The 24,509-nt window shown below is 69.9% G+C and carries 22 protein-coding genes; 16 read left to right on the top strand and 6 right to left on the bottom strand.

The window, feature by feature from the left end; translation table 11 throughout:
* Positions 1–8 precede the first annotated feature (8 nt).
* Positions 9–2,414 (top strand): ricin-type beta-trefoil lectin domain protein, encoded by a 2,406-nt coding sequence (locus tag M3Q35_RS13960; protein WP_273942166.1) that lies wholly within the window; start codon positions 9–11, stop codon positions 2,412–2,414.
* A gap of 139 nt (positions 2,415–2,553) precedes the next feature.
* Positions 2,554–5,031 carry a WD40/YVTN/BNR-like repeat-containing protein gene (locus M3Q35_RS13955; RefSeq protein WP_273942164.1) on the top strand — a complete coding sequence of 826 codons (2,478 nt, stop codon included), beginning with the start codon at positions 2,554–2,556 and terminating at the stop codon, positions 5,029–5,031.
* 39 nt (positions 5,032–5,070) lie between these two features.
* Here the strand turns inward: M3Q35_RS13955 and M3Q35_RS13950 are convergent, their stop codons facing one another.
* On the bottom strand, positions 5,071–7,182 hold the full coding sequence (locus M3Q35_RS13950) for a glutaminase family protein (RefSeq protein WP_273942163.1): 2,112 nt from the start codon (positions 7,180–7,182) through the stop codon (positions 5,071–5,073).
* 169 nt (positions 7,183–7,351) lie between these two features.
* Positions 7,352–8,131, bottom strand: a complete 780-nt coding sequence (locus M3Q35_RS13945) for an inositol monophosphatase family protein (protein ID WP_273942162.1) — start codon at positions 8,129–8,131, stop codon at positions 7,352–7,354.
* A gap of 55 nt (positions 8,132–8,186) precedes the next feature.
* Here M3Q35_RS13945 and M3Q35_RS13940 point away from each other — a divergent pair, with 55 nt between their 5' ends.
* Positions 8,187–9,086: a LysR family transcriptional regulator gene (locus M3Q35_RS13940; protein ID WP_273942161.1), complete on the top strand. Its 900-nt coding sequence runs from the start codon at positions 8,187–8,189 to the stop codon at positions 9,084–9,086.
* Here the strand turns inward: M3Q35_RS13940 and M3Q35_RS13935 are convergent.
* Positions 8,989–9,690, bottom strand: coding sequence for an NAD(P)-dependent oxidoreductase (locus M3Q35_RS13935; protein WP_273942160.1), 702 nt, complete (start codon positions 9,688–9,690; stop codon positions 8,989–8,991). The two genes, M3Q35_RS13940 and M3Q35_RS13935, sit on opposite strands and share 98 nt — an antisense overlap.
* Positions 9,691–9,913: 223 nt before the next feature.
* Here M3Q35_RS13935 and M3Q35_RS13930 point away from each other — a divergent pair, with 223 nt between their 5' ends.
* Both M3Q35_RS13930 and M3Q35_RS13925 read left to right on the top strand, forming a co-directional pair.
* On the top strand, positions 9,914–10,351 hold the full coding sequence (locus M3Q35_RS13930; RefSeq protein WP_273942159.1) for an SRPBCC family protein: 438 nt from the start codon (positions 9,914–9,916) through the stop codon (positions 10,349–10,351).
* A 105-nt stretch (positions 10,352–10,456) separates the two neighbouring features.
* A complete protein-coding gene (locus tag M3Q35_RS13925; RefSeq protein ID WP_273942158.1) occupies positions 10,457–10,873 on the top strand; it encodes a MarR family winged helix-turn-helix transcriptional regulator in 417 nt (138 codons plus the stop codon).
* A gap of 3 nt (positions 10,874–10,876) precedes the next feature.
* On the opposite strand, the gene M3Q35_RS13920 is transcribed toward M3Q35_RS13925, so the two are convergent.
* Positions 10,877–11,917: an aldo/keto reductase gene (locus M3Q35_RS13920; RefSeq protein WP_273942157.1), complete on the bottom strand. Its 1,041-nt coding sequence runs from the start codon at positions 11,915–11,917 to the stop codon at positions 10,877–10,879.
* A gap of 53 nt (positions 11,918–11,970) precedes the next feature.
* Entirely contained in the window at positions 11,971–12,843 is an 873-nt protein-coding gene (locus M3Q35_RS13915) for an SDR family NAD(P)-dependent oxidoreductase (RefSeq protein ID WP_273942156.1), read from the bottom strand.
* On the opposite strand from M3Q35_RS13915, the gene M3Q35_RS13910 reads away from it, so the two are divergent.
* Entirely contained in the window at positions 12,824–13,834 is a 1,011-nt protein-coding gene (locus tag M3Q35_RS13910; protein WP_273942155.1) for a M55 family metallopeptidase, read from the top strand. The two genes, M3Q35_RS13915 and M3Q35_RS13910, sit on opposite strands and share 20 nt — an antisense overlap.
* A 23-nt stretch (positions 13,835–13,857) precedes the next feature.
* Here the strand turns inward: M3Q35_RS13910 and M3Q35_RS13905 are convergent, their stop codons facing one another.
* A complete protein-coding gene (locus M3Q35_RS13905; protein ID WP_273942154.1) occupies positions 13,858–14,334 on the bottom strand; it encodes a hypothetical protein in 477 nt (158 codons plus the stop codon).
* 312 nt (positions 14,335–14,646) lie between these two features.
* On the opposite strand from M3Q35_RS13905, the gene M3Q35_RS13900 reads away from it, so the two are divergent.
* The 10 genes from M3Q35_RS13900 (at position 14,647) to M3Q35_RS13855 (ending at position 24,509) form a co-directional block, all read left to right on the top strand.
* A complete protein-coding gene (locus M3Q35_RS13900) occupies positions 14,647–16,506 on the top strand; it encodes a phosphatase PAP2 family protein (RefSeq protein WP_273942153.1) in 1,860 nt (619 codons plus the stop codon).
* Between the two features lie 155 nt (positions 16,507–16,661).
* On the top strand, positions 16,662–18,158 hold the full coding sequence (locus M3Q35_RS13895) for a hypothetical protein (protein WP_273942152.1): 1,497 nt from the start codon (positions 16,662–16,664) through the stop codon (positions 18,156–18,158).
* Positions 18,086–19,006 (top strand): hypothetical protein, encoded by a 921-nt coding sequence (locus M3Q35_RS13890; protein ID WP_273942151.1) that lies wholly within the window; start codon positions 18,086–18,088, stop codon positions 19,004–19,006. The genes M3Q35_RS13895 and M3Q35_RS13890 overlap by 73 nt, the downstream gene beginning before the upstream one ends.
* A gap of 201 nt (positions 19,007–19,207) precedes the next feature.
* On the top strand, positions 19,208–20,296 hold the full coding sequence (locus tag M3Q35_RS13885; RefSeq protein ID WP_273942150.1) for an aldose epimerase family protein: 1,089 nt from the start codon (positions 19,208–19,210) through the stop codon (positions 20,294–20,296).
* 83 nt (positions 20,297–20,379) lie between these two features.
* The gene (locus M3Q35_RS13880; protein WP_379793907.1) at positions 20,380–21,147 is read left to right on the top strand and encodes an IclR family transcriptional regulator; all 768 of its coding nucleotides are present in this window, start codon (positions 20,380–20,382) and stop codon (positions 21,145–21,147) included.
* A gap of 84 nt (positions 21,148–21,231) precedes the next feature.
* Positions 21,232–22,266 (top strand): aromatic ring-hydroxylating oxygenase subunit alpha, encoded by a 1,035-nt coding sequence (locus M3Q35_RS13875; RefSeq protein ID WP_273942149.1) that lies wholly within the window; start codon positions 21,232–21,234, stop codon positions 22,264–22,266.
* Positions 22,263–22,421: a hypothetical protein gene (locus M3Q35_RS13870; protein ID WP_273942148.1), complete on the top strand. Its 159-nt coding sequence runs from the start codon at positions 22,263–22,265 to the stop codon at positions 22,419–22,421. The genes M3Q35_RS13875 and M3Q35_RS13870 overlap by 4 nt, the downstream gene beginning before the upstream one ends.
* Complete coding sequence (locus tag M3Q35_RS13865; protein WP_273942147.1) at positions 22,418–23,329, top strand: PDR/VanB family oxidoreductase; 912 nt, start codon at positions 22,418–22,420, stop codon at positions 23,327–23,329. The genes M3Q35_RS13870 and M3Q35_RS13865 overlap by 4 nt, the downstream gene beginning before the upstream one ends.
* 149 nt (positions 23,330–23,478) lie before the next feature.
* The gene (locus M3Q35_RS13860) at positions 23,479–23,976 is read left to right on the top strand and encodes a hypothetical protein (protein ID WP_273942146.1); all 498 of its coding nucleotides are present in this window, start codon (positions 23,479–23,481) and stop codon (positions 23,974–23,976) included.
* A complete protein-coding gene (locus M3Q35_RS13855; RefSeq protein ID WP_273942145.1) occupies positions 23,973–24,509 on the top strand; it encodes a hypothetical protein in 537 nt (178 codons plus the stop codon). The genes M3Q35_RS13860 and M3Q35_RS13855 overlap by 4 nt, the downstream gene beginning before the upstream one ends.

Raw genomic sequence — 24,509 nt, 5'->3', positions numbered from 1 at the left:
GAGTCATCATGAACCGGCGGCATTCGTCCGTCCTCGCGGTTCTCGGCTTGTTACTGGGCGGGTTGGCCGTGCTGTCGCCATCGGCGCAGGCGGCGACCTCGACGTCGATCACCGTCGACGGCAGCCAGTCCGGCCGGGTGTTCGACGGCGTAGGGGCGATCAGCGGTGGCGGCGGGAACACCCGCCTGCTGATCGACTATCCCGAGCCGCAGCGCAGCCAGCTGCTGGACTACCTGTTCAAACCCGGCTACGGCGCGTCGTTGCAGGTGTTGAAGATCGAGATCGGCGGCGACACCAACTCCACCGACGGCGCCGAGGCCAGCCACGAGCACACCCAGGGCGCCGTCGACTGCGGCCAGGGATACGAGTGGTGGCTGGCCGAGCAGGCCAAGGCCCGCAACCCGGGCATCAAGCTGTACGGACTGGCCTGGGGCGCGCCCGGCTGGGTCAACCCGACCGCGAACTCCTTCTACACCACCAATGCGATCACCTACCTGATGGACTGGCTGGGCTGCGCCAAGCAGCACGGCCTGGGCATCGACTACCTCGGGGGCTGGAACGAGCGCTACAACGGCGGCGACACGACCGCCATGACCTGGTACGAGAACCTGAAGTCCGCCTTGGGCCGCAACGGTTTCGCCTCGACCAAGGTCGTCGCCGCGGACAACAACTGGTCCACCGCCGACGACATGGGCAAGAACCCGGCGTTCAAGGCGGCCGTCGACGTCGTGGGCGTGCACTACCCGTGCGGGTACAACAGCACGTTCACCCACTGCGGCACGATCGGGACCGCACAGGCCCTGGGCACACCGTTGTGGTCCAGCGAAGGTGGCTCCCTGGACACCAGCACCGGGGCCGGTCCGGTCGCGAGGGCGATCAACCGGGACTACATCGACGCCCGCATGACCGGCTACCTCAACTGGCCGATCATCGGCGCGGTGTACCCGAACCTGTACTACTCGAGCGACGGCATGTCGGTCGCCAACCAGCCGTGGTCGGGGCACTACGACATCGGCAGGACCACGTGGGTCACCGCGCAGACCACGCAGTTCACCCAGCCGGGTTGGCACTACATCGACACCGCGAGCAACTACCTGTCCGGCGGCGGCAGCTTCGTCACGTTGAAGTCCACCAACAACTCCGACTACAGCACCGTGGTCGAGACCATGGACGCCACCGCCGCGCAGACCGCCGACGTCACGGTCAGCGGCGGCCTGTCCGGCGGCGTGGTGCACGTCTGGGCCACGAACGTCAACTCGACCAACCCGTCCGACTGGTTCGTCCGCCAGAACGACATCACCCCGTCCGGCGGCCACTACAGCGTCACCCTGCAACCCGGCTACGTCTACACGTTCAGCACGACGACTCCCGCCGGCGCCAAGGGAACCGCGACCTCCCCGGCCACCGCTCGCCTTTCCTTGCCCTACAACGACAACTTCGAGACCGCGGCGGCCAGCACGTCGCCGAAGTACTTCTCCGACATGAACGGCGCCTTCGCCTCGACGGCCTGCGCCGCCGGCCGCAGCGGCCGGTGCGTACAGCAGATGGCTCTTACACAACCGGTTCACTGGACCGACGAGGCCAACAAGGCGCCGTACACGATCATGGGTGACGCGGCGTGGACCGACTACACGGTCTCCGTGGATGCGATGGTGCCGCAGCCGGGCACGGTCGAGGTGCTGGGCCGCGTGATGCGTCAGAGCCAGAACAACAACGGCCTGGACGCCTATCACCTCAAGGTGTCCGACACCGGCGCGTGGTCGATCGTCCGGACCGACCAGAGCTGGCAGACCGTCACCCTGAAGCAGGGCACGGCAACCCCGTTGGGCACCAACAAGTGGCACACCGTCGCGCTGACGATGGACGGCACCCAGCTCACCGCACGCATCGACGGCGTGGCGGTCGGCACCGCGACCGACGCCGTCCTTCCCAACGGCCAGGCCGGTATCGGTGTCGGCGGCTACCAGACCGCCCAGTTCGACAACTTCGCCATCACCGGCGGCACCACCCCACTCTCACCGGTCGGCCCGGTCATCTCGGGCCTGTCCGGCAAATGCCTCAACGCCGGCGCCACCCGGCTGGTCAACATCACCGAGAACGGCAACCCGGCCCAGCTCGGCAGCTGCACCGGCCAGGCCAGCCAGTCCTGGACATCGGCCAACGGGGCGTTGACCCACGAGGGCCTGTGTCTCGATGTCACCGGCGGTGGCACCGCCAACGGCACCAAGGTCGAACTGTGGGAGTGCAACGGCGGCGCCAACCAGCAGTGGCAACCGCAGTCGGACGGCACGCTGAAGGGCACGCAGTCCGGACGCTGCCTCGACGATCCCAACGCCACCACCACCGACGGAACCCAACTGGTGATCTGGGACTGCAACGGCGGCGCCAACCAGAAGTGGGCACTGCCGAAGTAGCCGGCCATTCGTCGCTTTCGTCCTGTCGGGACCCCGTCCCGGCAGGACGAGGGCGCTGAGACGGGTGGCGAGCCGGCCGGTTGACTGCGGTCAACTGTGATCGCTTCTGGCCGGCCCGTCGCACGGCTAGCCTCGCCCCGTGAAGTCGGCCTCGATCGTCACCGCTGCAACATTGTTGGTACTCGGACTGGGCGTGAGCCCGGCGACTGCCGCACCCGACGGGCCGCCGCAGCCCGGACCGCACGCGGTGGTCGGGCACCTGGCCCATCCGATGGACGGCCATGTGGCCGAGGACGAGACCGAGGACCTCACCGATGCCGCGCAGCAGTACAGCGACATCCGCAACGCGCCCGGCCTGACGGCGGCGAATCCACAGGCCTACTACTCCGGTCAGCAGCAGGGCCAAAAGTTACCGGTGCTGCCGGGCAGCTGGCAGGAGGTGACGAACCAGCCGTACCAGAGCGACGCACCGGACTACCGGGACCCGAACTGGTCCAACTCCACCGCCGGCTCGGGCCACGTCTCCGGCCGGGTCAGCGCACTGGCCGTCGACGGCTCGCGAACCGTCTACGTCGGCGCGGCCGATGGCGGCGTGTGGCGGTCGGACGACCGCGGCGCGCACTGGCAGCCGTTGTGGGACAACATGCCCAGCCTCGCCATCGGCGCGGTTGCCGTGGACCCGGCCGACCACAGTGTGTACGTCGGCACCGGCGAGGCGGACTTCAGCGGTGACAGCCTCGGCGGCGACGCGATCTACCGCTCGGCCGATCGCGGCCGCAGCTGGCAGCGAATCGGTCAGTCCTTCTTCGGCCTGCGCACCGCCCGGATCGTGCTGGACGGCGTCGGCCACATCTACGCCGCCACCAGCTTCGGTGTGCTGCGTCACGACCTGCGTGACTGGTCCGCGCCCTGGACGACCGTGCTGGCCCCGGCCACCGGCGCCGAGACCTCGTTCGCGACCGACGTGCGAATCCGGCCCGGCAGCAACGGATCCGTCGTCGCGGCCACCGTCGTCAACCACGGGGTCAACCCCGGTGCCGTGAACGGGTTCTACCTGTCGACCACCGGCGGTGGGCCCGGCACCTTCAGCCAGCAGACTGCCGGCGGCGACCTGGCCAATGCGGACATCGGACGCAGCACGTTCACCTGGAACGCCAACGGGTCCGCGCTCTACGCGGTGGTGCAGAACGCCGCCAACACCGGCCTGCTGACCGGCGTCTTCCGCGCCGACTCCGGCCGCCCCGCCGGCCCGTGGACCAAGATCGCCGACACCCCGTCGCTGGTCAAGGCGGGCGCCCAGGGCTGCGGCGGCTGCCAGGGCTGGTACGACCAGTACGTGGCCGCCGACCCGGCCGACCCCAACCATGTCTACCTCGGCCTCGAAGACGTCTACGAGACCTCCGACCGCGGCGCGAGCTGGCAGGTCATCGGTCCGTACTGGAACTTCGGGCTGCCGTGCTGGAGTTCCGACCTCAGCAAGCTGACCTGCCCGCCGACCACCCACGCCGACCAGCACGCGGTGGCGTTCGGCAGTGACGGTGTGGCGTACTTCGGCAATGACGGCGGCGTCTACTCCCGGGCCGCCGCCCTGCGCGGAGTCGTCAAGTGGAACAACCTCAACGAGGGGCTGCACACGCTGCAGTACTACTCGGTCGGCGCCGGCCGGGTCGCCGGCGGCGACGCGATCTGGGGTGGCCTCCAGGACAACGGCGTGTCGTTGCTGCTGCCGGGTGCGAAGGAACAGGTCTCGCCGTTCGGCGGCGACGGCGGGCAGGTGATCGTCGACCCCCGCAACGGGATGCGGGCGGTCAACGAGTACGTGCATCTCAGCACGGCCCGCACCCAGAACGGTGGGCGGTCCGACTTCACGACTCCCAGCTACACCACGATGTCGCCGTCCTGCGACAACCCCGTTCCCGGCACGGTCGCCGACCCGTGCGACCCCGGCAGCCTGTTCATCGCCCCGTACAGCGCGGACATCGCGAACATCGACCACTGGGTGGCCGGCGGCCGGTACGTGTGGGACAACCAGGGCAAGGGTTGGGGCACCACGTGCGGCCCGACCGCGTGCGACTGGAAGAACGTGCACGACACCGGCGCGCAGATGACGGCCGTGGTGGCCAAGGGCGACACCATCTACGCGGCCTGGCAGTACCGCGATGCCGCCCACGTCTACCACTCCGGCATCGACACGAACTTCGGTGGCAGCTGGCACCGCCTCGCGACGCCGAGCCTGCCGGCCCGCTACATCACGTCGATCTCGCTGGATCCCTTACGGGCAGGCCACTTGTACATCTCCTTCGGCGGCTACACGGACCAGTGGGTGCCGGGCGCGGGCAAGGGACACGTGTTCGAGAGCGGTGACGGCGGGGCCAGTTGGACCGACGACACCGGCGCACTGCCCGACCTGCCGACCACCTCGCTCGTGCAGTGGAACGGTTTGCTGGCGGCGGCGACCGACGCCGGCGTCTATGTCCGCCTGGCCGGCCAGTGGTTCAAGCTCGGCACCGGCCTGCCGAACGCGTCCGGGCAGCAGTTGGTGGTCGCGCCCGAGGGCACAGCGCTGCTCCTGGCCACCCACGGCCGTGGCCTGTGGAGCTACGGCGTGCGTCGATAACCGGCAGCGCCCGCCACGGCCGGGCCCGGCCGTGGCGGGTCAGGGCTTTCGTTGCAGGGCCAGCAAGGAGAAGATGCCGCCGACGACCGGGCGGGCCTGGAAACCGGCCTGGCGGGCGGAAATCGTGTCGTAGAGATCGGTGAACGGCACTCGGCTGCCGCTGCTCGTCACGAAGTCGAACACGTCGTCGACGAAGGCATCGCGCACCGGCGGATGGTCGTGCTGCCAGGCGGCGGTCCACAGCGCCCAGTCGGCCTTGGTGTAGGAGTGCCTGAGGTCCAGCGGCGTGCCGAACTGGTTGCGGTGCTTGAGGTACCAGTTCCCTTCTTCGGCCGTCACGGCGGCCGGGATCAGGTTCAGGCCGAGCAGTGCGTCGGCGAACCCGTTGTACTTCAGGCTCCACGTGCCGGGACGGTCGTAGGCGAGCTTGAGCTGTCCGGTGGTGTCGGTCGCCTTCGTCTGCCACTGGGCGATGTAGTCACGGGCGATGCCCAGGTAGTGCGCGGCGTCGGCGGTGTTTCCGGCGGCCGCGGCGATCTGCGACATCGCACCGATGGCCACGATGCCTTTCAGGGCAAGGTTGGCGCTGTGCGCGATGAAGCCGGTGAAGTCGTCGGTCTGGTTCTGGTAGCCGGGATCCAGGGCGTTGTCGACGAGGTAGTCGGCCCACTGCTTGAGGATGGCGTAGTGGCCGGTCTTCTTGGCCGCGGCGACCATGATGAGCATGTTGGCCGACTCCTCGACGGGCATGTCCTCCTCGTTGCCGTCGTTGTGGCCGGTGGCGTTGGGATAGCTGGAGCCGAGGTCGTGTTCGGCGAAGGTCTTGGGCCAGCCGCCGGTCTCGGCGTAGTCCAGCACGGGTTCCAGCAGCAGGCTCAGGTACTGGGGGTCGAGGTAGGCGAAGACCGGCATGGCCGGGTAGAGCACGTCGATCGTGGAGACGTTGCCGTCGCTGGAGATCTCCTTGAGGAACGCCCACGGTTTGCCGTCGCGCACCACGAGTTCGGTGCCGGCATAGGCCTGGCGTAACGCCAGCGCGCACAGGGCGGCGTACTTGTCGCCGCCGGCGCGCCGGGCGTCGCTGGTGACCTTGTCGTCCAGGCGGCCGCAGCGTTGGGCCGCGGCCTTCGCGTCGTGGTGGAAGTCGCTGATCATCTGCTGCCAGGTCGGCCAGTAGGTCGTCCACAGTGGAGGAAGTGCCGTGCCGAGGTAGCTCACCGCGGGTGTGCGGAGGTGGCCGACGGAGATCACGAACGGCTCGGTGGCGCCACGTACGGCGCCCAGGTCCAGGTCGAGCCCGAGCACCGGCCAGCGGTCGCTGATTCGGCGCGGTTGGGCCGGATCGGCGGCGCCGGTCAGTTTCCCGGCGACCGCGGCCTGTCGCACGACGATGTCCTGGCCGATCTGCCAGGACAGCCCGGTCCGTTCGGTGGTGCTCCAGGTGATGGTGCCCCAGGACGCCATGTCGCCGTTCTCGGCGAGCACACCGGGATTGGACGGAGTGAACGACAGCGTCCTTACGCCGCCCGTCGCCCGGGAATCCCAGCTGACCGAGGCATTGGAGTCGCCGTGGGCCCATTCGGCGCTGATGTCCAGGTACAGGGAGACGTTGTGCGCCTTGCCGTCGATGCTGCGGGCCCGCAGCGACACGTAGGACAGGGGAGCGGACTGCCGGCGCAGGTCGCCGGGCTCGATGGGGGAGAGGAACGTGACCGTGAGCTCGATGCCGCCGGCGTTGAGCGTGAACCGGGACTGCGTCGGTGTGACGGTGACGTCGGTCTGGGTCATGCCACGGAAGGCCGGCTGGCCGTCCGGAAGCCCGGGCGCTCCGATGAACACGTAGGCGACGCCGTCGATGCGGGCGATGCCGGTCATGGCGGTGGTGCGGCCGGTCCAGAACCCGGCCCATTCGCCGGCGAGGTAGTCGCCGGCGAGCCAGGTGCTCAGGTACGGCGACCGGACGGCCAGCGGCGTTGCCGGTGGGCGAAGCGGGCGAAACCCGGACGGCGCCGCGGGATTCGAGTCCTCGTCGGCGGACGCGGTCGGCGCCAGCAGGGACGACGCGGCCAGTGTCACGCCGGCGGCGCCGGAGAAGCGGAACAGGTCGCGGCGGCCGACAGCGGGCGCGGGGCGATCACGGTCGTTGGGCACAGGGGTCTCCCGAAGTCGCAGGGACGGTGGGACAACACGCGGCGTTCCGCCGGCCGTGACGGCGGCGCGACCGGACTGCGCTGCTGGTTTTACATCGATGGCACAACGTTGTAAACCAGGTGTGTCCACTTCCGGACAGACTCTGCCTCGATACGCCGTCGATCCGCGGTCAACCGGCGACGATCTTCAACGCCGCGGCGTGCACACCCGGGGCGGCGGCGATGTAGTCCCGGCTGGTCAGCTCCCACGGGTTGCCGTCGAGGTCGGTGACGACGCCGCCGGCTTCCTGGACCAGCAGCACGCCGGCGACCTGGGAACGCACGTGGTCGAACTGCCAGTGCACGTCCATCCGGCCGGCGGCGACCTGCGCCAGCTGGTGTGTCACCGGCACGGAGACCCGCACGTAGAGGGCGGCCTTCATCATCGCGGCGAACGACGCCCCCATCCGGTCGGCGATCGCGGCGTCCTGGCCGGGCCTGGACTGACCGGTGCCGGCCAGGGCGGCGTCGAGCGAGGTCTTGTCCGAGACCCGCAGCCGAACGCCGTCGCGGAACGCCCCGCCGCCCTCGACCGCCGTGAACATCTCGTCCAGCACCGGGAAGTGCACGACGGCCAGCACCGGCCGCCCGTCCCGGACCAGGCTCACGCCGATGTTCCAGTCGGCCATGCCGTGGACGGCGTTGACATTGCCGCCGACCGGATCGATGAGCCACCAGTCGCCCGTGGCCAGCGGGCCCCGGCCGTGTTCGTCGTTGAGCCAGTCCGCGCCGGGAAGGATGTCGGCCAGTGCCGGCCGCAACACCTCGACCACGGCCTCGTCGTTGGCGTGGAGTTCCGCCAGGAGCTCGGTGAGTCCGACCTGACGCGCGTCAGCGGAATAGCGCGCCAGCAGCACGGCGCCGGCGCGGCGGACGGCGGCGGTGGTGGCGGCGAGGAGGTCGTGCGTCATGGGAAGCTCCTGTCGTTGACTTGGCGGCAATGGTGCGTGTGTACGATTTACCGGCATGCAAGTGGATCTGAACCTGCTCACGGTGCTCGACGCCCTGTTGGAAGAGGGCAGCGTGATGGGCGCGGCCGATCGGCTGCACCTGTCCTCGCCCGCGGTCAGCCGCACCCTCGGCCGGCTCCGCGCCGTGACCGGCGACGACATCCTGGTGCGTACGGGTCACTCGATGACCCCGACGCCGTACGCCCTGGCGGTTCGCGAGGACGTGCACCGACTGGTTCGGCAGGCGCACGAGGTGCTGTCACCGACCCGTGAGTTGAACCTGGCCGAGCTGGAGCGTGTCTTCACGATCCAGTGCCACGACGCGCTGGCGACCGCGCTGGGAACCGTGTTGGTCGGCCGGATCCAGGAACAGGCGCCCGGGGTGCAGCTGCGCGTGCTGGCCGAGCACTCCGGCGACACCGACGACCTCCGCCAGGGCCGCGTCGACCTGGAACTCGGTGGGGACCGGCCGAGCCTGCCCGAATTCCGATCCGAGACACTCGGACACGACCCGCTGGTCGTGGTGATGCGTCCGACCCATCCGTGCGCCGACGGCGTGGACCTGCACTCCTACGCGGCGCAGCCGCACGTGCTGGTCTCCCGGCGAGGCCGTCTCACCGCGCCGATCGACGACGTGCTCGCGGCCGAAGGACTGCGCCGGCGAGTGGTCGCGTCGGTCGCGACGCTCGCCATGGCCCTGCAGATAGCCGGCCGCAGCGACGTGCTGGTCACCAGCACCGAGATCCTCAGCGGCCCGCTCATCGAGGTGTTCGGCCTGATCACCCGGCCGCTGCCGGTGGCGTCGCCGCCGGCGGTGATCAACTGCAACTGGCACCAGCGTTACGACTCCGACCCCGCCCACGCCTGGCTCCGTGACCAGGTACGGGCCTCGCTCGCGGAGGTCGTCGCCGGCTAGCGATCCAGCGGAAGGGCGACCGTGCCGGGAAAACGGGGCGTCTCGGCCTCGTCGAGCATGGCCGCGGCGACGGTCTCGCGGCTGACCTTCGCCGTGAGGTCGAACGGGGCGCGGCCGCCAGGCCGACCGTTCGCCGGGTGTGGCTCTCCGGGCCCGTGTCCAGCACGCCGGCGTGGAAAACCGTGCCCCCCGCGGCCAGGACGGTGTTGTCGGCCTCGACCTTGTCCGCGAGTCGGTCGCCCAGCAGTTTCCCGAGCACGGCCGCCCCCTCGCCGGCGGCGTCGGCCGACCGGCCCGTGCCGTAGGCGCCGAGCCAGATGATGCGCCGCGGTCCGGCGGCGACAACCGCCTTGGCGCCGGCCAGGAGCGTTCCCGCCTGTTCCGTGCCGAGTCCGGACAGGACGACGGAATGCGCGTCGACCACCGCGGCGATGCCGGCCGGATCGCCCACGTCGCCCGTGACCTTGCGCAGCGTGGGGGAGTCGGGCAGGGCGATGCGCTCGGGGTCCCGTGCGATCGCCGTGACGGTGTGGCCGCGCCGTAACGCCTGTCGAGTGAGCGCGAGCCCGGTTCGGCCGGACGCGGCGAGGACGATGAGGTTCATACGAGGAACACTAGGCAGAGCCTCGATTAACAGCAAATGCATGTTCGACAACCAATGATTTACCCCCATGCAATTGAATGACCGCCGCGGTCCGCGCGTGGTTGGACGAGCAATCCGAGCTCTCCTCGATTTGACTGATCAGGTTCTCCCGGGGCGCTGTCATGGTTCCCCAGCTGGGATCGACGGCCAACCAGAACGACCAAGTGGGAAGTACTCTGTCCGCATGCCCAGGTTCACGTTCCAACTCGACGTGCGCGACCCGCCGGAGAAGGTGATCGGCGCGATGGTCGACTTCTCGGAGCGCCGGCCGGAGATCTGGCCGAACCTGACCGCGCACCTCTACCGGGTGCACGAGTTGGGGACCGCGACCGCCGACGTGACGGAAGGCAGCGCGTTCCTCGGTATCGACGTGTGGGAGCGCTGCACTTACGAGTGGACCGAGTCATTCGTGCGCTCGGTCATCACCGACGGCAGGATCTTCGAGGCCGGCGGCACGTTCGAGTTCCGCGTCGAGCCGCACGGCGACGGCAGCAGGCTCAGCGTCGACTACCACCGGCGGTCGAAGACGATGCTGGGCCGCTGTATCGGCGCGATGTTGCAGGTGACCGCCGGCGCGCCGATCAAGCAATCCTTCCGGCGGGTCTACGGCCGGCCGAGCTGACCCGAACCGGCAACTCGCCGAGTTCGAGACCCTCGCCCCGTGGTAGATTAGTGAGGTACTTCAGAGTCTCGGACGGGTTGGCACGTGAGCGAAGAGGCTGAGGCGGTGCGCACGGGGCTGAGATACCTGTCCCTGGCGCATCGCGTGCGCAGGATCGTCGACGATCAGATGGTCGTCGGCGGGCTCTCGCTGGCGAGGGTGAAGATCCTGCGGATCATCGATGAGCAGGGGCCGCAACGGCAGGTGTCGCTCGCCGACAGCCTCGGTCAGGCGCCACGGTCGGTGACCCAGGCCGTTGAAGCCTTGGAGCGGGAGGGCCTGGTCTCGCGGACGGTTGATCCCCATGACCAGCGGGCCAAACTCGTGGCGCTCACCCCCGCGGGCGTGGAGCGGCTGGCGGCCGGTGTCGCTGCCGGCGAACAGGCGCTCCACCAGATCTTCGGACCGCTCGGCCCGGTGCGGTTGGCCCGACTGGGAAAGCTGCTGGACATGGTCGACGACGCGGTGGCGACCGATCCGTGACGGTCAGCTCGCTGCGGGCGACGCCCAGCCGCCGGCGATGCTTCGCGTGAACTGCGCGACGGCGGCGCCGCCGTAGGGGAAGTCGACGTCGGGGGCGCTGACGGTGTCCAGCAGCAGGGTTTCCTCGGCGGTCAACCGCAGGTCGACGTCCAGATTGGCGGTGAGCTGGTCGAGCGTCCTCGCGCCGAGGATGACCGAAGACACTGTCGGGCGGCCGAGTAGCCAGGCCAGCGCGACATGGGGTGTGGTGACGCCGTGGTTCTCGGCAATCGTCCTGACGGCGTCCATGACCGCCACTGTGCGCGGCTCCGACATCCGGCCACGGAGGTAGGCGCCCATTCGGGGATCGGCCATGCGGGTGTTGGCCACGGGAGCGGTCGCTCGGTGGTACTTCCCGGTGAGGATGCCGGCGGCCAGCGGCGAGTAGGTCAGCAGGCCGAGGCCGGTCGAGCGGCAAGCGGGTGTGATCTCCCATTCGATCTCGCGCGACAGCAGGCTGTAGCCCGACTGCAGCGTGACCGGGGCGTCGGCGCCGATGGCGGCCGCGGTGTCCATCGTCTTCTGGATCTGCCAGCCGAGGTGGTTGGACAGTCCGCTGTAACGGATTCGGCCTGAGCGCACGGCACCGTCGAGAAAGGACAGTGTCTCCTCGGCCGGGGTGAGCGGATCCCAGGCGTGGATCTGGTACAGGTCGATCGTGTCCACACCGAGCCGGCGCAGTGACGCGGTCAGCGCGCGATCGAGGTGCCGCCGGGAGGCGCCCGCACCGTTGGGCTCCTCGCTGGTCGGGAAGCGTCCCTTGGTCGCGAGCACAACGCGGTCGGTGATGTCGGTCGGCCGGGCGGCGAGCCAGCGCCCGATGATCGTCTCCGCGACACCGCCGACGTAGACGTCGGCGGTGTCGATGAGCGTGCCGCCTGCTTCGACGAACGCGTCCAGCTGCGCGAACGCGTCGTCCTGGTTGGTGGTGTTGCCGAAGGTCATGGTGCCGAGCGCGAGGGCTGAAACGGCGCAGCCGCTGCGGCCGAGGTTGCGGTAGTCCACAGTGGATCCTGTCCGGGTCGGGTGGGTGACACAGGGATATGAGCAGTAGTCGCTTATTCAGCCAGGGCCTCGTCGATGAGGGTGGCCGTGGTGTTCCACAGCTCTGCCTGGATCTCCTTGCCGCGCCCCGGATCCGGACAGTCGAGCGGTTGGGCGCCGTTGACCGAGAAGTAGCCGCCCGTGGTCTCGGCGAAGACGTCGTCGGTGGCGAGCCGGACGATGATTCCGGCGCCGCGGCGTGGATCGCCCACCCGAAGCACCTTCAGGATCTTTTCCAGCGCTCCGGCGAGGGGGAGCTCCCGACCGAGACCGCTGACGTTGAAGCCCGGGTCGCAGCAGTTGGCCGTGACCCCGGTGCCGGCCAGCCGTCGGGCGAGTTCCTGGGTGAACATGATATCCATCAGCTTGGACCGGCCGTAGCAGGCAAGGGATTCGCGCCGGGTGTAGTCGGCCGTCGCGGTGATGTCGCGTGCGGGATCGAGGGTTCCCGCCTGACGGGCGGCTTCGGAGGCGACGTTGACGACGCGAGCCGGGGCCGAGGCGACAAGCTTGTCGCGCAACGTCGCGGTGAGCAGCCACGGGGCCAGGTAGTTCACCGCGACCATCTCGGCGAACCCGTCGTCGGTGACACGCTGGGAGAAGGCGTGCAGCCCGGCGTTGTTCACCAGCACGTCGACCCGGTCGTAGCGATCCGCGATCGCCCTTCCCGCCCGCCGGACGTCGCGCAGGGACGTCAGATCCGCGGCGAAGGAATCGACCGGAGTGCCGGGAGCCGCCGCTTCGATCTCCTGACGCAGGTCGGCCACCTTCCCGGGGCTGCGGGCCACCACACCAAGGCGCGCACCGCGGCGGGCGAACTCGAGGGCGGCCAGTCGTCCGAGACCGTTCGTGGCCCCGGTGACGACGATGACCGGCCGGGTGCTCATGGGTTCTCCGCTCGACGTCTTCATGAGGTACCTCAACACCGTAGCACTGATGAGGCACCTCATCAATTGTGGTGACGACGGTGTGATCGCGTGCACGCTGAGAAGTGCGCCGAAGCGGGCGCACCCGGCAGGAGGCACCATGGGCTCTGGTGGCTCACCAATGTGGAAAGGCGTGAACTGGATGCGAGTGCTCATATCGGTCGACATGGAGGGCATTGCCGGGGTGGTCCACAGCGACGACATCCAACCCGGCCATCGCGAGTACGAGCGCAACCGGGCGCTGCTGACCGCGGAGGCCAATGCCGCGGTGCGGGGTGTCTACGCCTATGCGGCGGACGCGCAGGTGGTGGTCGCCGACGCGCACGCGCAGTTCCGGAACCTGTTGCCCGAGTTGCTGGACCAGCGCGCCGAACTACTGCGGGGGACGCCGAGGCCCAACGGGATGATGGCCGGGCTCGCCGCCGACATCGACGCCGTGCTGTTCGTCGGCTACCACGGCAAGGCCGGCGCGTCTCGTTCGGTTCTCGCCCACACGACTTCCGGCCGGGTCATCGCCGATGTGCGGTGCAATGGCTCATCGCTCGGTGAGCTCGGCCTCAACGCCGCGCTGGCCGCTCACCACGGGGTGCCGTCGGTTCTGGTCAGCGGTGACGACACCGTTGCCGCCGAGGCGGTCGAGGGCATGCGCTGTGTGGTGGTCAAGCAGGCGCTGGGCGCCCGTGCGGCGCGGATGATCCATCCTCAGGAGGCCTGCCGGCGAATCGAGCGCGAAGTGCCGCTGGCGCTGGCCGACCGATCGGCCGTCCGCGTGCGTCGATTCGACGGCCCGGTGCGCCTGGAGGTCCAGGTGCACCGGCCGCACATGACCGAACACGCCTTGCTGGTGCCCGGTATGGAACGCGTCGACGGCTGCACTCTGCGCTACGAAGCCCTGGACTTCCCGACCGCGTACGACATCGTCGAGCTCATCGCCGTTCTCGGCGCACTGTGATCCAGCCGGCGAGGGCTGTGCGATTACGCTCCCGATGACGCGATGTCCATGGCGGTGCGGTAGTTGTAGGCAGCCCCCGACACGCACGCCTTGTAGGTCCGGCTCCCCGAGACGGCCTGGAAGTAGTCCTTGAGGTTCACCGCGTACTTCACCAGGTAGGCCAGCCCCGGCACCCACCCAGCGGGCTTGGGCACCAGGGCGAACGCCTCGGAGCAGATCAGAATGGCATGGGTGGCGCTGGACAGGACGTCGGCGACGTCGGAGTTCATGTCCCAGCCATCGGCGAGATTCTGGTCCCAGATGGCCGCCGCCACGATGCGCAGCTGGGCCTGCTCCGCGGACGACGGCTCGTCCAGCACCATGTGGCTCGAGACGACACCCGCCCTCGCCGGTTGGCTGGCCTGCGCGACACCGACCATGGTGGTGGCGGCGAGCGCGACGGCCGCGGCTACGGTGACGATGCGGCGAACGACGGTACGACGAACACTGTGGCTCATCATGTCCCCAGGCCCCTTCGGCAAACCGCTGGACAGTCGAGAACACCACACATCACCGGGGCCGTCAGCCACCGAACGGCGACCCGCGCCATGGTCCGAGCGTGGGAAGGGCCCGGTCCTGGCGGAGTCGAATTCGACGAATTCGAGCGATCGTCACAGCCGGTTCGGGGTACGGCCGGTTGCGGGTCGGGGAATCCCTGCTGACGGCCCTTGACGGTGGACCGCGCAGCGCTGATCATTCCTGTCGGCCACGAAAATGTGAGCGCTAACAGGGTGCTCACCGGCAGGCCCGGCCCGTCCGCACAGGAGACGCACGTGAGATCAGAAACCTTGGGGCGGCGGGCACTGCTGCGCCGATCGGTGCTCGTCACGGCTGCCCTCGCCGTGACGCCAGCGGTGGATGTCCTTCCGGCACAAGCCGATGAGCTCGTGTTGGCGTTCGTGGACAACTACCGGACCAACGTTTCGGCCAACAGGACGGTGCCGAGCAATGCGGCCGTTCGGGCGCTCGCCGGGATGCAGCGGCTCTGGCGGACCGGGACGACCTGGAACGACGGCCGTGCGCTGGATTCGGCGGTACTGGCCGCGAACATTCGACACGTCGTCGCCGTCACCGGCTCTCGGACCGCGGAGCAGGCGAAGCGGGCGTTCATCTACGACCGGCAGCACCAGTCATACGCGGCGATCGGCGGCCTGGGACCGCTGGCGGATCTCTACCGCACGGGTGCGAAAGCGGTGACGAGCATTGTCGCCGCGCCGGACGGGACCCCGTCGTCCACGGTCGACGACGCGATACCGGCGGGCGCGCCGGCGGGATCGGCACTGGGCGCCGGCGCGGAGGACTCGGACCTGGGGCTGGTCGCACAACTGGTCGACACGCTGCGCGGGCCGTACGCCTCCGGCAACCCGAGCAAGTACGCGTACCAGTACCCGCGGCCATGGCGGCTGAACGCGGACAGTCGGGTCGTGGACACCGGGCGGGTCGATGCCTTCGGCTTCCCGGTGTACGAGTCCGACGTGATGGTGGCCCCGCAGCTGCTGCGGCAGCGTGGCGCCAGTCCGGTCGACGACGCCGGCTACCCGAGCGGCCACACCAACGCGTTCCACCTGGCCTGCCTGGCCTTGGCGTATGCGATCCCGGAACGGTTCCAGGAGTTGGTGACCCGCGCCTACGACCTGGCTGACACCCGGATCGTCGCGGGCATGCACTCGCCGCTCGACGTGATCGGCGGCCGGATCCTCGGCACGGCCCTCGCGACGGCGACCCTGGCCGACCCGGCCAACGCCAAGCTCAAGGCGGACGCCCGCCAGCAGGCGCTGCGCTACTTCACGGCAAAGACCGGCACCACGGCCGACACCCTGTACGCGCGAGCGCACACCGGCCCGGACGAGTACGCAAACCGTCCGGCGAACGCGTCGCTGGTGGCCTCGCACGCGACCTACGGCCTCCCGGCCTGCGGTGCTCGTACGCCGATGCTGGTGCCGAAGGGCGCCGAAGTGCTGTTGGAGACGCGCTTGCCGTACCTCGACGCGGCCCAGCGGCGGGAGGTCCTGCGCACCACCGCCTTCCCGGCGGGCAACGCGCTGATGGACGGTCCCGAGCAGTGGGGGCGGCTGAACCTGTTCGCGGCGGCCGACGGTTATGGCTCCTTCGCCGCGGACGTGCGCGTGTCGATGGACGTGGCACAGGGCGGGTTCTGCGCCAGTGACAGCTGGCGCAACGACATCGACGGCGCCGGCGGCCTGGTCAAGGCGGGCAGCGGCGTGCTCACGCTCACCGGCGCGAACCGCTACCGGGGCGGAACCCGGGTCCAGGGCGGGATTGTGGTGGCGGCTTCCTCGAGCGCGCTGGGCGTGGGGCCGGTGGAGGTCGCCGATGGGACGCTGCGGCTGAACTGCGATCTGCACGTGCGGAGCTATCGGCAAACCGGAGGAGAGCTCGTGCTTCGCCACGGCGACGCGCTCACGGCTCTCAGCGGATCTGTCGTGATCTCGGGCGGCGTGCTGGAGATTCTCGTGGACTCGTCCTGCCCTCAGGGCCCGATCCGGGTGCTCACCGCACGAGAACTGCGCGGCCGTTTCGCCACGATCCGGGTCAACGTTCCGGGAATGCGCGCGGTCCCCACCTATACCCCGACCGGCCTGTCCGTTCGAATCCTTCGGGAACACTCGTGACGAGAAGCCTTGCCGTAGCGGCAACGGACCAGGAGGCCGCCAGCCGCCGATGAGCCTCACACGCACTTCGGCAGACCGGCAACGTCACAAGGCACAGGTGTGGTGCACTTGGACAAGCTGGGTTCACCGGGTTCGGTGCTGTTGAGGGGGAAGACATGCCCACCATCGGTAGGCTGCTGGCCGCGGTCGTCGCGGTCTCATTGCTCGGCGTCGCGCCGCCGAGCGCGCATGCGGCGACGTCACCGCCGTCCAACGACGTGGCGGTCACGCTGATCACCGGCGATGTGGTGCACGCGAGCCATGACGAGCACGGTCAATGGACGCTGGCCATGCAGCCGGTCGAACCGACCCTGCCGGCGCAGTACGCACAGTTCCCGCAGCGGCACGGGGACACCGTCGACCAGTACCTGATACCCGCGGCGGCCATGCCGCTGGTGCAGTCGGGAGCCGTGGACCGTGAGCTGTTCGACGTCACGAGCCTGATCAGGCAGGGGCGCGACGACGCCCACAGCGACGTGCTGCCGCTGGTCGTGGACTCCAAGCGGGTCCAGGTGCGCAAGGCGGACGCGGCGGCGTCCTGGAAGTCGCTGGCCGGGGCGAAGCAGGTGCGGCTCGACGGCGTCTCGGTGCCGGCGGTGCCGAAAGGCCCCGATGGGGCGACGTTCGATGTCACGTTCGCGATGCTGGACCGTCACGGGAAGACGCCGGGGACGGACGAGGGCACCTCGGTTGTGGTGATCGATCTCGATACCGGGGCGGGGTATTTCCAGAAGGCGGGGGACACGGTCTCGCTGCCGGCCGGCCGGTACGGCGTGACGGGAAGCGTGTGGAGCGGCTCGGAGCTCGCCGAGGTCGCGATTCCCGAGCTGAAGGTGGACCGGGGTCGGACCGTCACCCTGGACGCCAGCAAGGCGAAACAGGTGCGGGTGAGTGCCGATCAGCCGTCGGCGCGTGCCGGCGTGTGGACCTCGCGTGTGCTCAACCGGGTCCAGCCGCTCGGCTACTTCTTCACCTACGTGACCATGCTGGATCCCCGGTTCAGCACGTTCTACGCGACCTCGCAGGGCCCGGCGTCGGCCGCGTTCGCGTACGCGGACAACGTCAGCCTGGTGCAGCCCGGCCTCGAGTTCTGGGTCGACCGGCCGCAGCGCTTCGAGGTGCCGGCGAACTGGCTGTACGGCTCGCCGCAGCCGACCGGCACCGGCAGGTTCGACGCCGTCTTCGGCGGCGAGGGCACGGTGGCTGAACTGTCCAAGGTGGACGCCAAGGGCAAGCTGGTGGTGCTGGTGCTGCCGGGCAGCACACCGTTGGACGAGGTGATCCAGCGTGTTGCCAACGTGAAGGCCGCGGGCGGCGCGGCGGTGGCCGTGACGCCGAGCGTCGGCCGGCCGTCGTTGCGGGCCGACGTGCCGGTCGAGGTGCCGGTGTTCGTGGTGTTCGGCGACAACGCGCAACGCCTCGTCGCGGCGGCGAAGGCCGGCGGCCTGGCGACCGAGTACACGGCCAGGACCGCCAGCCAGTACCGCTACGAGCTGTCTTTCCCCTCGGAGGAAGGATTCCGGCCAATCTCGTGCACAAGGTGGGCCGCGCCGACCTCGCGGCGGTCACGACCTCCTACTACGGCCCGACCGAAGAGGGCACGCCGAGCGTGACGGCGTCGGTGGACGCGTTGGGCACGCAGATCGGCACTGTCGGGCCGATCCTGGCGGGTCCGACCCAGGCCGAGCGGGTCGAGTACTTCACGCCGGGAAACTGGCACCTGGGCGTGTTCTACGGCGGCGAGCTGTTCGCCGACATTGCGCTGGCGCAAGGGAAGTCCTACACCGTCGGCTGGAACAAGGCCGTCGCGGCGCCGTCCCTGGCCGGCACGGTCAGTGACGAGCTCGGCCCGAACCACGCCCGGGTGTGGCGCACCGGCTCGATGCTCGACGTGTCGATCCCCGTGCTGGCCGACGCCGCGGGGCATCCGCGGGACTGGTCGAGCCCGTTCACGGTCGACACCGGGACGACCAGCCTGTACCGGGACGGGCAGCTCGTCGGCACGCAGAACGTTCCCGGGCGCGGGGTGTTCGTCACGGCCCCGTTCGACCGCGCGCAGTACCGGCTGACCACTGACGACACCCGCGACCAGCCGTGGTGGCCGACGTCCACGAAAGTCAGCGCCGCGTGGACGTTCCGACCGACGGGCAACCCGGTGCTGCCGCTGCTGGGCGTGCAGTTCGCGCCGGCCGTCGACCTGCGGGACAGCGCCCCGGGCGGCGGGGACTTCTCGTTCCCGGTGACGGTCGCCCGGCAGGACGGTCCCGCCACGGTCAGCCAACTCTCGGTCGACGTCTCCTACGACGACGGCACGACCTGGCAGGCCGCGTCCGTCACCGGATCGACGGTCACGGTCCATCACCCGGCCGACGGATTCGCGTCGCTGCGCGCCACGGCGGTGGACCAGGACGGAAATTCGGTGGAGCTGACGGTGATCCGCGCGTACCGGATCGGCGGCTGAGCGTAGTCCGCTCGGAGCAGGCACCGCGCTGAAGCGCGAACGCCGTCCACCGCATGGCCACAGTGGACACTTCCGCCCGCCGGCGGCCGAATCAACCGGGGAGGTCTCGCGCGCTTGACCGCCGGCGGTCGCGGATCCTACTGTCAGTGTTCCCACCATGTGTTAGCGCTAACAGTCGCCGAACCGTAAGGAGTTCGTCTGATGGCCCGCTCCACGCCCGAACTCAGCCGCGAGTTCTTCGGCCGGGTCGGGGACACCGACATCCACCGGCACGTGCTGGCGTGGCCCGGCGGGCTCACCGTGCGCGTGCTCGACTACGGCGGCGTGATCCAGTCGCTGGAGGCGCCGGACCGCCACGGCCGGCCGGGCAACGTGGTGCTCGGGTTCGCCGGACTAGACGGCTATGTCGCCAACAACGAGCCGGACGCGGCCAGGGTCTTCCTCGGGGCGCTGATCGGCCGATACGCCAACCGGATCGCCGGCGGCCGGTTCACCCTGGACGGCGTCGTCCACCGAACTCCGCTCAACGACGGGAAGAACACCCTGCACGGCGGTCCGGCGGGATTCGACACGCGGGTGTGGTCGGTGACGGAGATTCGCGACAGCGCGAGCGTCGGGGTACGGCTCAGGCTGGTCAGCCCGGACGGGGACCAGGGTTTTCCGGCCACGGTGACCACCGAGGTCACCTATCGCCTCGAGGCGCGTGACCGGCTGAGCATCGTCTACCGCGCCACCGCGGACGCGCCGACGGTGCTCAACCTGACCAACCACACCTATTGGAACCTCGCCGGCGAGGGCACCGGCGACATCTACGGACAGTCGCTGGTGCTCAACGCGAGCCGGTTCTGTCCCACCGACGACAACCTGATCCCCACCGGCGATCCGGCGCCGGTGGACGGCACGCCGTTCGACTTCCGCCGCGCGACCGCGATCGGCGCCAGGATCGACACCCCGGACCCACAACTGGCGATCGGACACGGCTACGACCACAACTGGGTGCTGGACCGCACCGGCCCGCCGTCCTTCGCCGCACGGGCGCATGACCCGGTCTCCGGACGACAGCTGACCATGTGGACGACCGAGCCGGGCCTCCAGTTCTATTCGGGCAACTTCCTCACCCCGGAGCTGATCGGCACCAGCGGCCGGCCCTATCATCGTGGCGCCGGCTTCGCCCTCGAGCCGCAACACTTCCCGGACTCCCCGAACCGGCCGGACTTCTCGAGCACCGTGCTCCGCCCCGGCGAGCTCCACGACCAGACCACGGTCTTCGAATTCGCCGTGACGCCATGAGTCCCAACGGTTTCGCGGCGACCGCGACCACGCAGTACGCCGGCCACTGACCGGCTGGCCGGCCACCGCGGACAATCACGGACGTGAGCGCATCGAGGAGAGGCGGTCCCACCGGCCCCACCGGGCCGGTGATCGGCCGCGCGCTGCAGTTGCTGGACGCGTTCGGCCCGCAGCACCGTGAGCTGTCCCTGAGCGACCTCGCTCGGCGGGCCGGCATGCCGCTGTCGACCGCGCATCGGCTGCTGCACGAACTCACTGTGTGGGGCGCAGTCGAGCGCGGCGACGACGGCCTGTACCGCATCGGGCTGCGGTTGTGGGAACTCGGCTCGCTCGCGCCGCGCGGCACGGGCCTGCGCGAAGCCGCACTGCCGTTCCTCGAGGACCTGTCCCAGATCACCAGGGAGAACGCCCAGCTCGCCGTCAGGGAAGGCACCGAACTCGTCTTCATCGAACGGATAGCGGGCTCGGGTGCGGTGCCGGTGCTCACCCGCGTGGGCGGCCGGTTCGCCCTCACCGCGACCGGCGTCGGCCTGGTCCTGCTCGCCCACGCGCCCGTGGAGGTGCAGGAGGACGTGCTCGCCGGCCCGTTCGAGCGCTATACGAGCAAGACCGTCACCGATTCGACGCAGCTGCGCCGGATGCTCGCCGATGTCCGGTCGAGCGGCTTCTCGACCAGCGATCGCCAGGTGACCATGGACGCCCTTTCGGTCGGCGCGCCGATCCGCGACGGGCGTGGTGAGGTCGTCGCCGCGGTGTCGCTGGTCGTGCACCACGGCAGCACCACACCGCATGCCCTGGCCCGGCTCGTCATGACCAGCGCACAGGCCATCTCGCGCGCCCTGCGTTCCTGAAGCCTTCCATTTTCCGGAAAGCCCACTACGGCACCGGCCGAGGTCTCCGCCAGCCTGTGACTGTCCAGCGGAGGGAGCGTGCCCATGATGACCATCCCGCGCGACCAGTGGTATGTCGCCGCCTACAGCTCGGAGATCGGCCACGAGCTGTTCAGCCGCACCATCTGCGGCGAGCCGATCCTGTTCTGGCGTACGCGCGACGAAGTCGTGACGGCGATGCCGGACCGCTGCGTGCACCGGCGGTTCCCGCTGTCACAGCCGCCATCCCGGCTTGTCGAGGACCAGGTAGTCTGCGGCTACCACGGCTTCACCTACGACGCGGGCGGCAGGTGCGTCGCTGTGCCGGGACAAGCCCGCATTCCGCGCACGGCACGGCTGCTGCCCTACGCCGTCGTGGAGCAGGACTCGTTCGTGTGGGTCTTCATCGGGGACCACGCGAAGGCGGACCCGTCGCGGATTCCCCGTGCGCCATGGCTCACCTCGCCGGACTACACCACGGTCGCCGGCATGGAACCGTTGCGCGCCAGGTATTCGCTGCTCGTGGACAACCTGCTGGACCTGTCGCACGAGACGTACCTGCACGGCGGCCACATCGGCACGCCCGAGGTGGCGGCCACCCCGATCACCACCGAGGTCGACGAGGACGCCGGGATCGTGCGCGTCTCACGGCACATCGACGACGCGGAGTGCCCCCCGTTCTACGCGAATTCGACCGGTTTGCAGGGTCGGATCGCGCGCTGGCAGGACATCGAGTACATGCCGCCGTGCCTGTACACGTTGCACAGCCGCATCGCACCGGTCGGTTCCGTGCCCGCGCCGGACGGCGCCGATCCGGACGCGTTCCACGTCGAGGTGGTCTACGCGATCACCCCGGAGACCGCCCACTCGACCCACGACTTCTGGTGTGTGGCAAGGGATTTCGCCCTCGGCGACGAGGGGGTGTCGGCGTTCCTGGCCGAGAGCAACCGCACGGTCGTCCGGCAGGACGTCGAGGCCCTCGACGTGCTCGAGCAGGTCATCGCCGCCGAGCCGGCGGGCTACCAGGAGCTGTCGATCAACATCGACACCGGCGGCCTGGCCGCGCGGCGGATGCTCCAGCGGCTGTGCGGGGCGTCATGACCGCGTCCACGGGAGACCGCGTGGTCCGCGTCCGCTGGATGCCCGGCGCCGACCGGCTCCGCGCGGTGTGCCACTGCTCGGCCGAGCGCGAGTTCGACGACCCGGTCGAACTGTGGGAATGGCTCCTCGCCCATTCCGCGAGTCACGAGTCATGAAGGTCGTGCTCGAAGCCAAGGAACCGATCGCCGACGGCGTCGTGCTGCTGACGCTGCGGCACCCCGACGGTCGTCCGCTCCCGGCCTGGACGCCCGGTGCCCACATCGACCTGGTTCTGGACGACCTGGTCCGCCAGTACTCGCTGTGCGGCGACCCGCGCGACACCTCGACCCTGCGGGTCGCCGTCCTGCGCGAAGCGGCCGGCCGGGGCGGTTCACGGTACGTGCACGACGTTCTCGTTGCCGGGCAACGGATCGAGATGCACGGTCCGCGCAACCACTTCCCACTCGTGGCGGCCGGACGCCACCTGTTCATCGCGGGCGGCATCGGCATCACGCCGATGCTGCCGATGATCACCGAGGTCGCCGCCGCCGGCGGTGACTGGCGGCTGGTCTACGGCGGCCGGACCCGGTCGGCCATGGCGTTCCACGAGGAGTTGGTCCGGCGTCACCCCGGCAACGTCGAGATCCGGCCGCAGGACGAGTACGGCCTGCTCGACCTGTCGGCGTTGGCCGCCGAGCCCGACGACACCGCCGTCTACTGCTGTGGCCCCGAGCCGCTGCTAGCGGCCGTCGAACGGCACCGCGCCACCGGTGCCCTGCACGTCGAACGGTTCGCGCCGAGGGCAGAAGGGCCGCGCCGGGCGTTCGACGTGGAGCTGGCGAGCAGCGGCGCCGTCGTGCACGTGCCGGCCGATCAGTCAATCCTCGACGTCGTCGAACGAGCCGGCGCTCCGGTGCTGTGGTCATGCCGCGAGGGAACCTGCGGCACCTGCGAGACGACGGTGTTGTCGGGTGAGCCCGATCATCGCGACTCCGTGCTGACCGACGAGGAGCGGGCTGCGAACGACACGATGATGATCTGCGTGTCCCGGTCCCGCTCGCCCCGCCTCGTGCTCGACATCTGACACCTCGCCGCGGACGGCTGGTGGCCGCCGCCGGGCGACCGCTGACCCGAACGGCCGATGGGTATGGTCCGAACGGTCGGCAGACCGCACCGAAAGTGGGCAGCGATGATCGGAGGGTCAGCAGCCATCGCACCACCGGAGACATGCCCATGGACGGAACTCTCGCCCCCGGGCGCGTGCGCGGCTGGTGGTGGCGGAGCACCCGGGCGCAACGGATGGCCGTCGCCGGTGTCGGGGCCGCGCTCGGCCTGGCCCTGCTGATCGGGGCCTTCGCCTGGATGCCGACCGGTGGCCCGCCGGAGGCCGCGCCGCCGCCGACCCCGGTCATCCCGCTGTCGACCATCGCCGCGACGAGCACGACGACCACCGTCACCTCGACGACGACCGTGGCGACCACGACCACAGTGGACACGACGACGACGCCGGCCACGACGACCGTCACGACCACGCCCCAGTTGCCGCCACCGATCACCATCGGGCCCCCGATCACCACGATCGAGCCGACGACCACCACCGACGACGTCCAGTACGGCGTGCGCGGGGGGATGCCGTGTGCGCCCGAGGGCGCGCGGGGCATGACGCTGCTCGGGGTCGACATGGTGTGCGTGGCCGGGTCCAACGGCAAGCTGAAGTGGAGGAAGGCGTGACCAACGACGACGTCGACCGCTTCTTCACGCTGTTCGCCAAGCGTCAGAAGGAGAACGAGGAATCCGGTGACGGGCCGCGGCTGGCCGACGGGACTTCGCCGCGTGGGCTGCAACCCACCGGCCTGGTGCGGACGACCGGGTGGCTGCAGATCGGCTCCCGGCCGGTCAGTTCGGCCTTTCTCGCCGCGCTGGCCGCGTTTCCCGTCGCCGCGGCGCTGGTGGCGGCGCTGATGACGACCGTGCCCGTGGTCGGCCTGTTGATCGTGCTGCTGCCGACGCTGTGCTACGGCGGCTGGCGCCTGCTGACGATCCGCGTGCGGCCCGCGTCGGCCGCCCGCGACCTCGGCACCGCCGAGGTCGACGACGTCGCCGAGGGCAGCTGGATCCGGCTGCACGGCGCCATCGGTCCCGTCGCGCAGGTGGCCTCGACCAGCGCGGACGAGTCCGCGCTGGTCGAGGTGACGTTTGTCGGCGGCGGCAGCCGGAGCTGGCCGTCCGGCCACCGCCTGCACCTGGCCGAGGTGCTGGACTGA

It is taken from the genome of Kutzneria chonburiensis (assembly GCF_028622115.1).
Classification (GTDB): domain Bacteria; phylum Actinomycetota; class Actinomycetes; order Mycobacteriales; family Pseudonocardiaceae; genus Kutzneria; species Kutzneria chonburiensis.
Note: the sequence above shows the minus strand (reverse complement) of the source record. Positions and strands in the feature narration are given on the sequence as shown.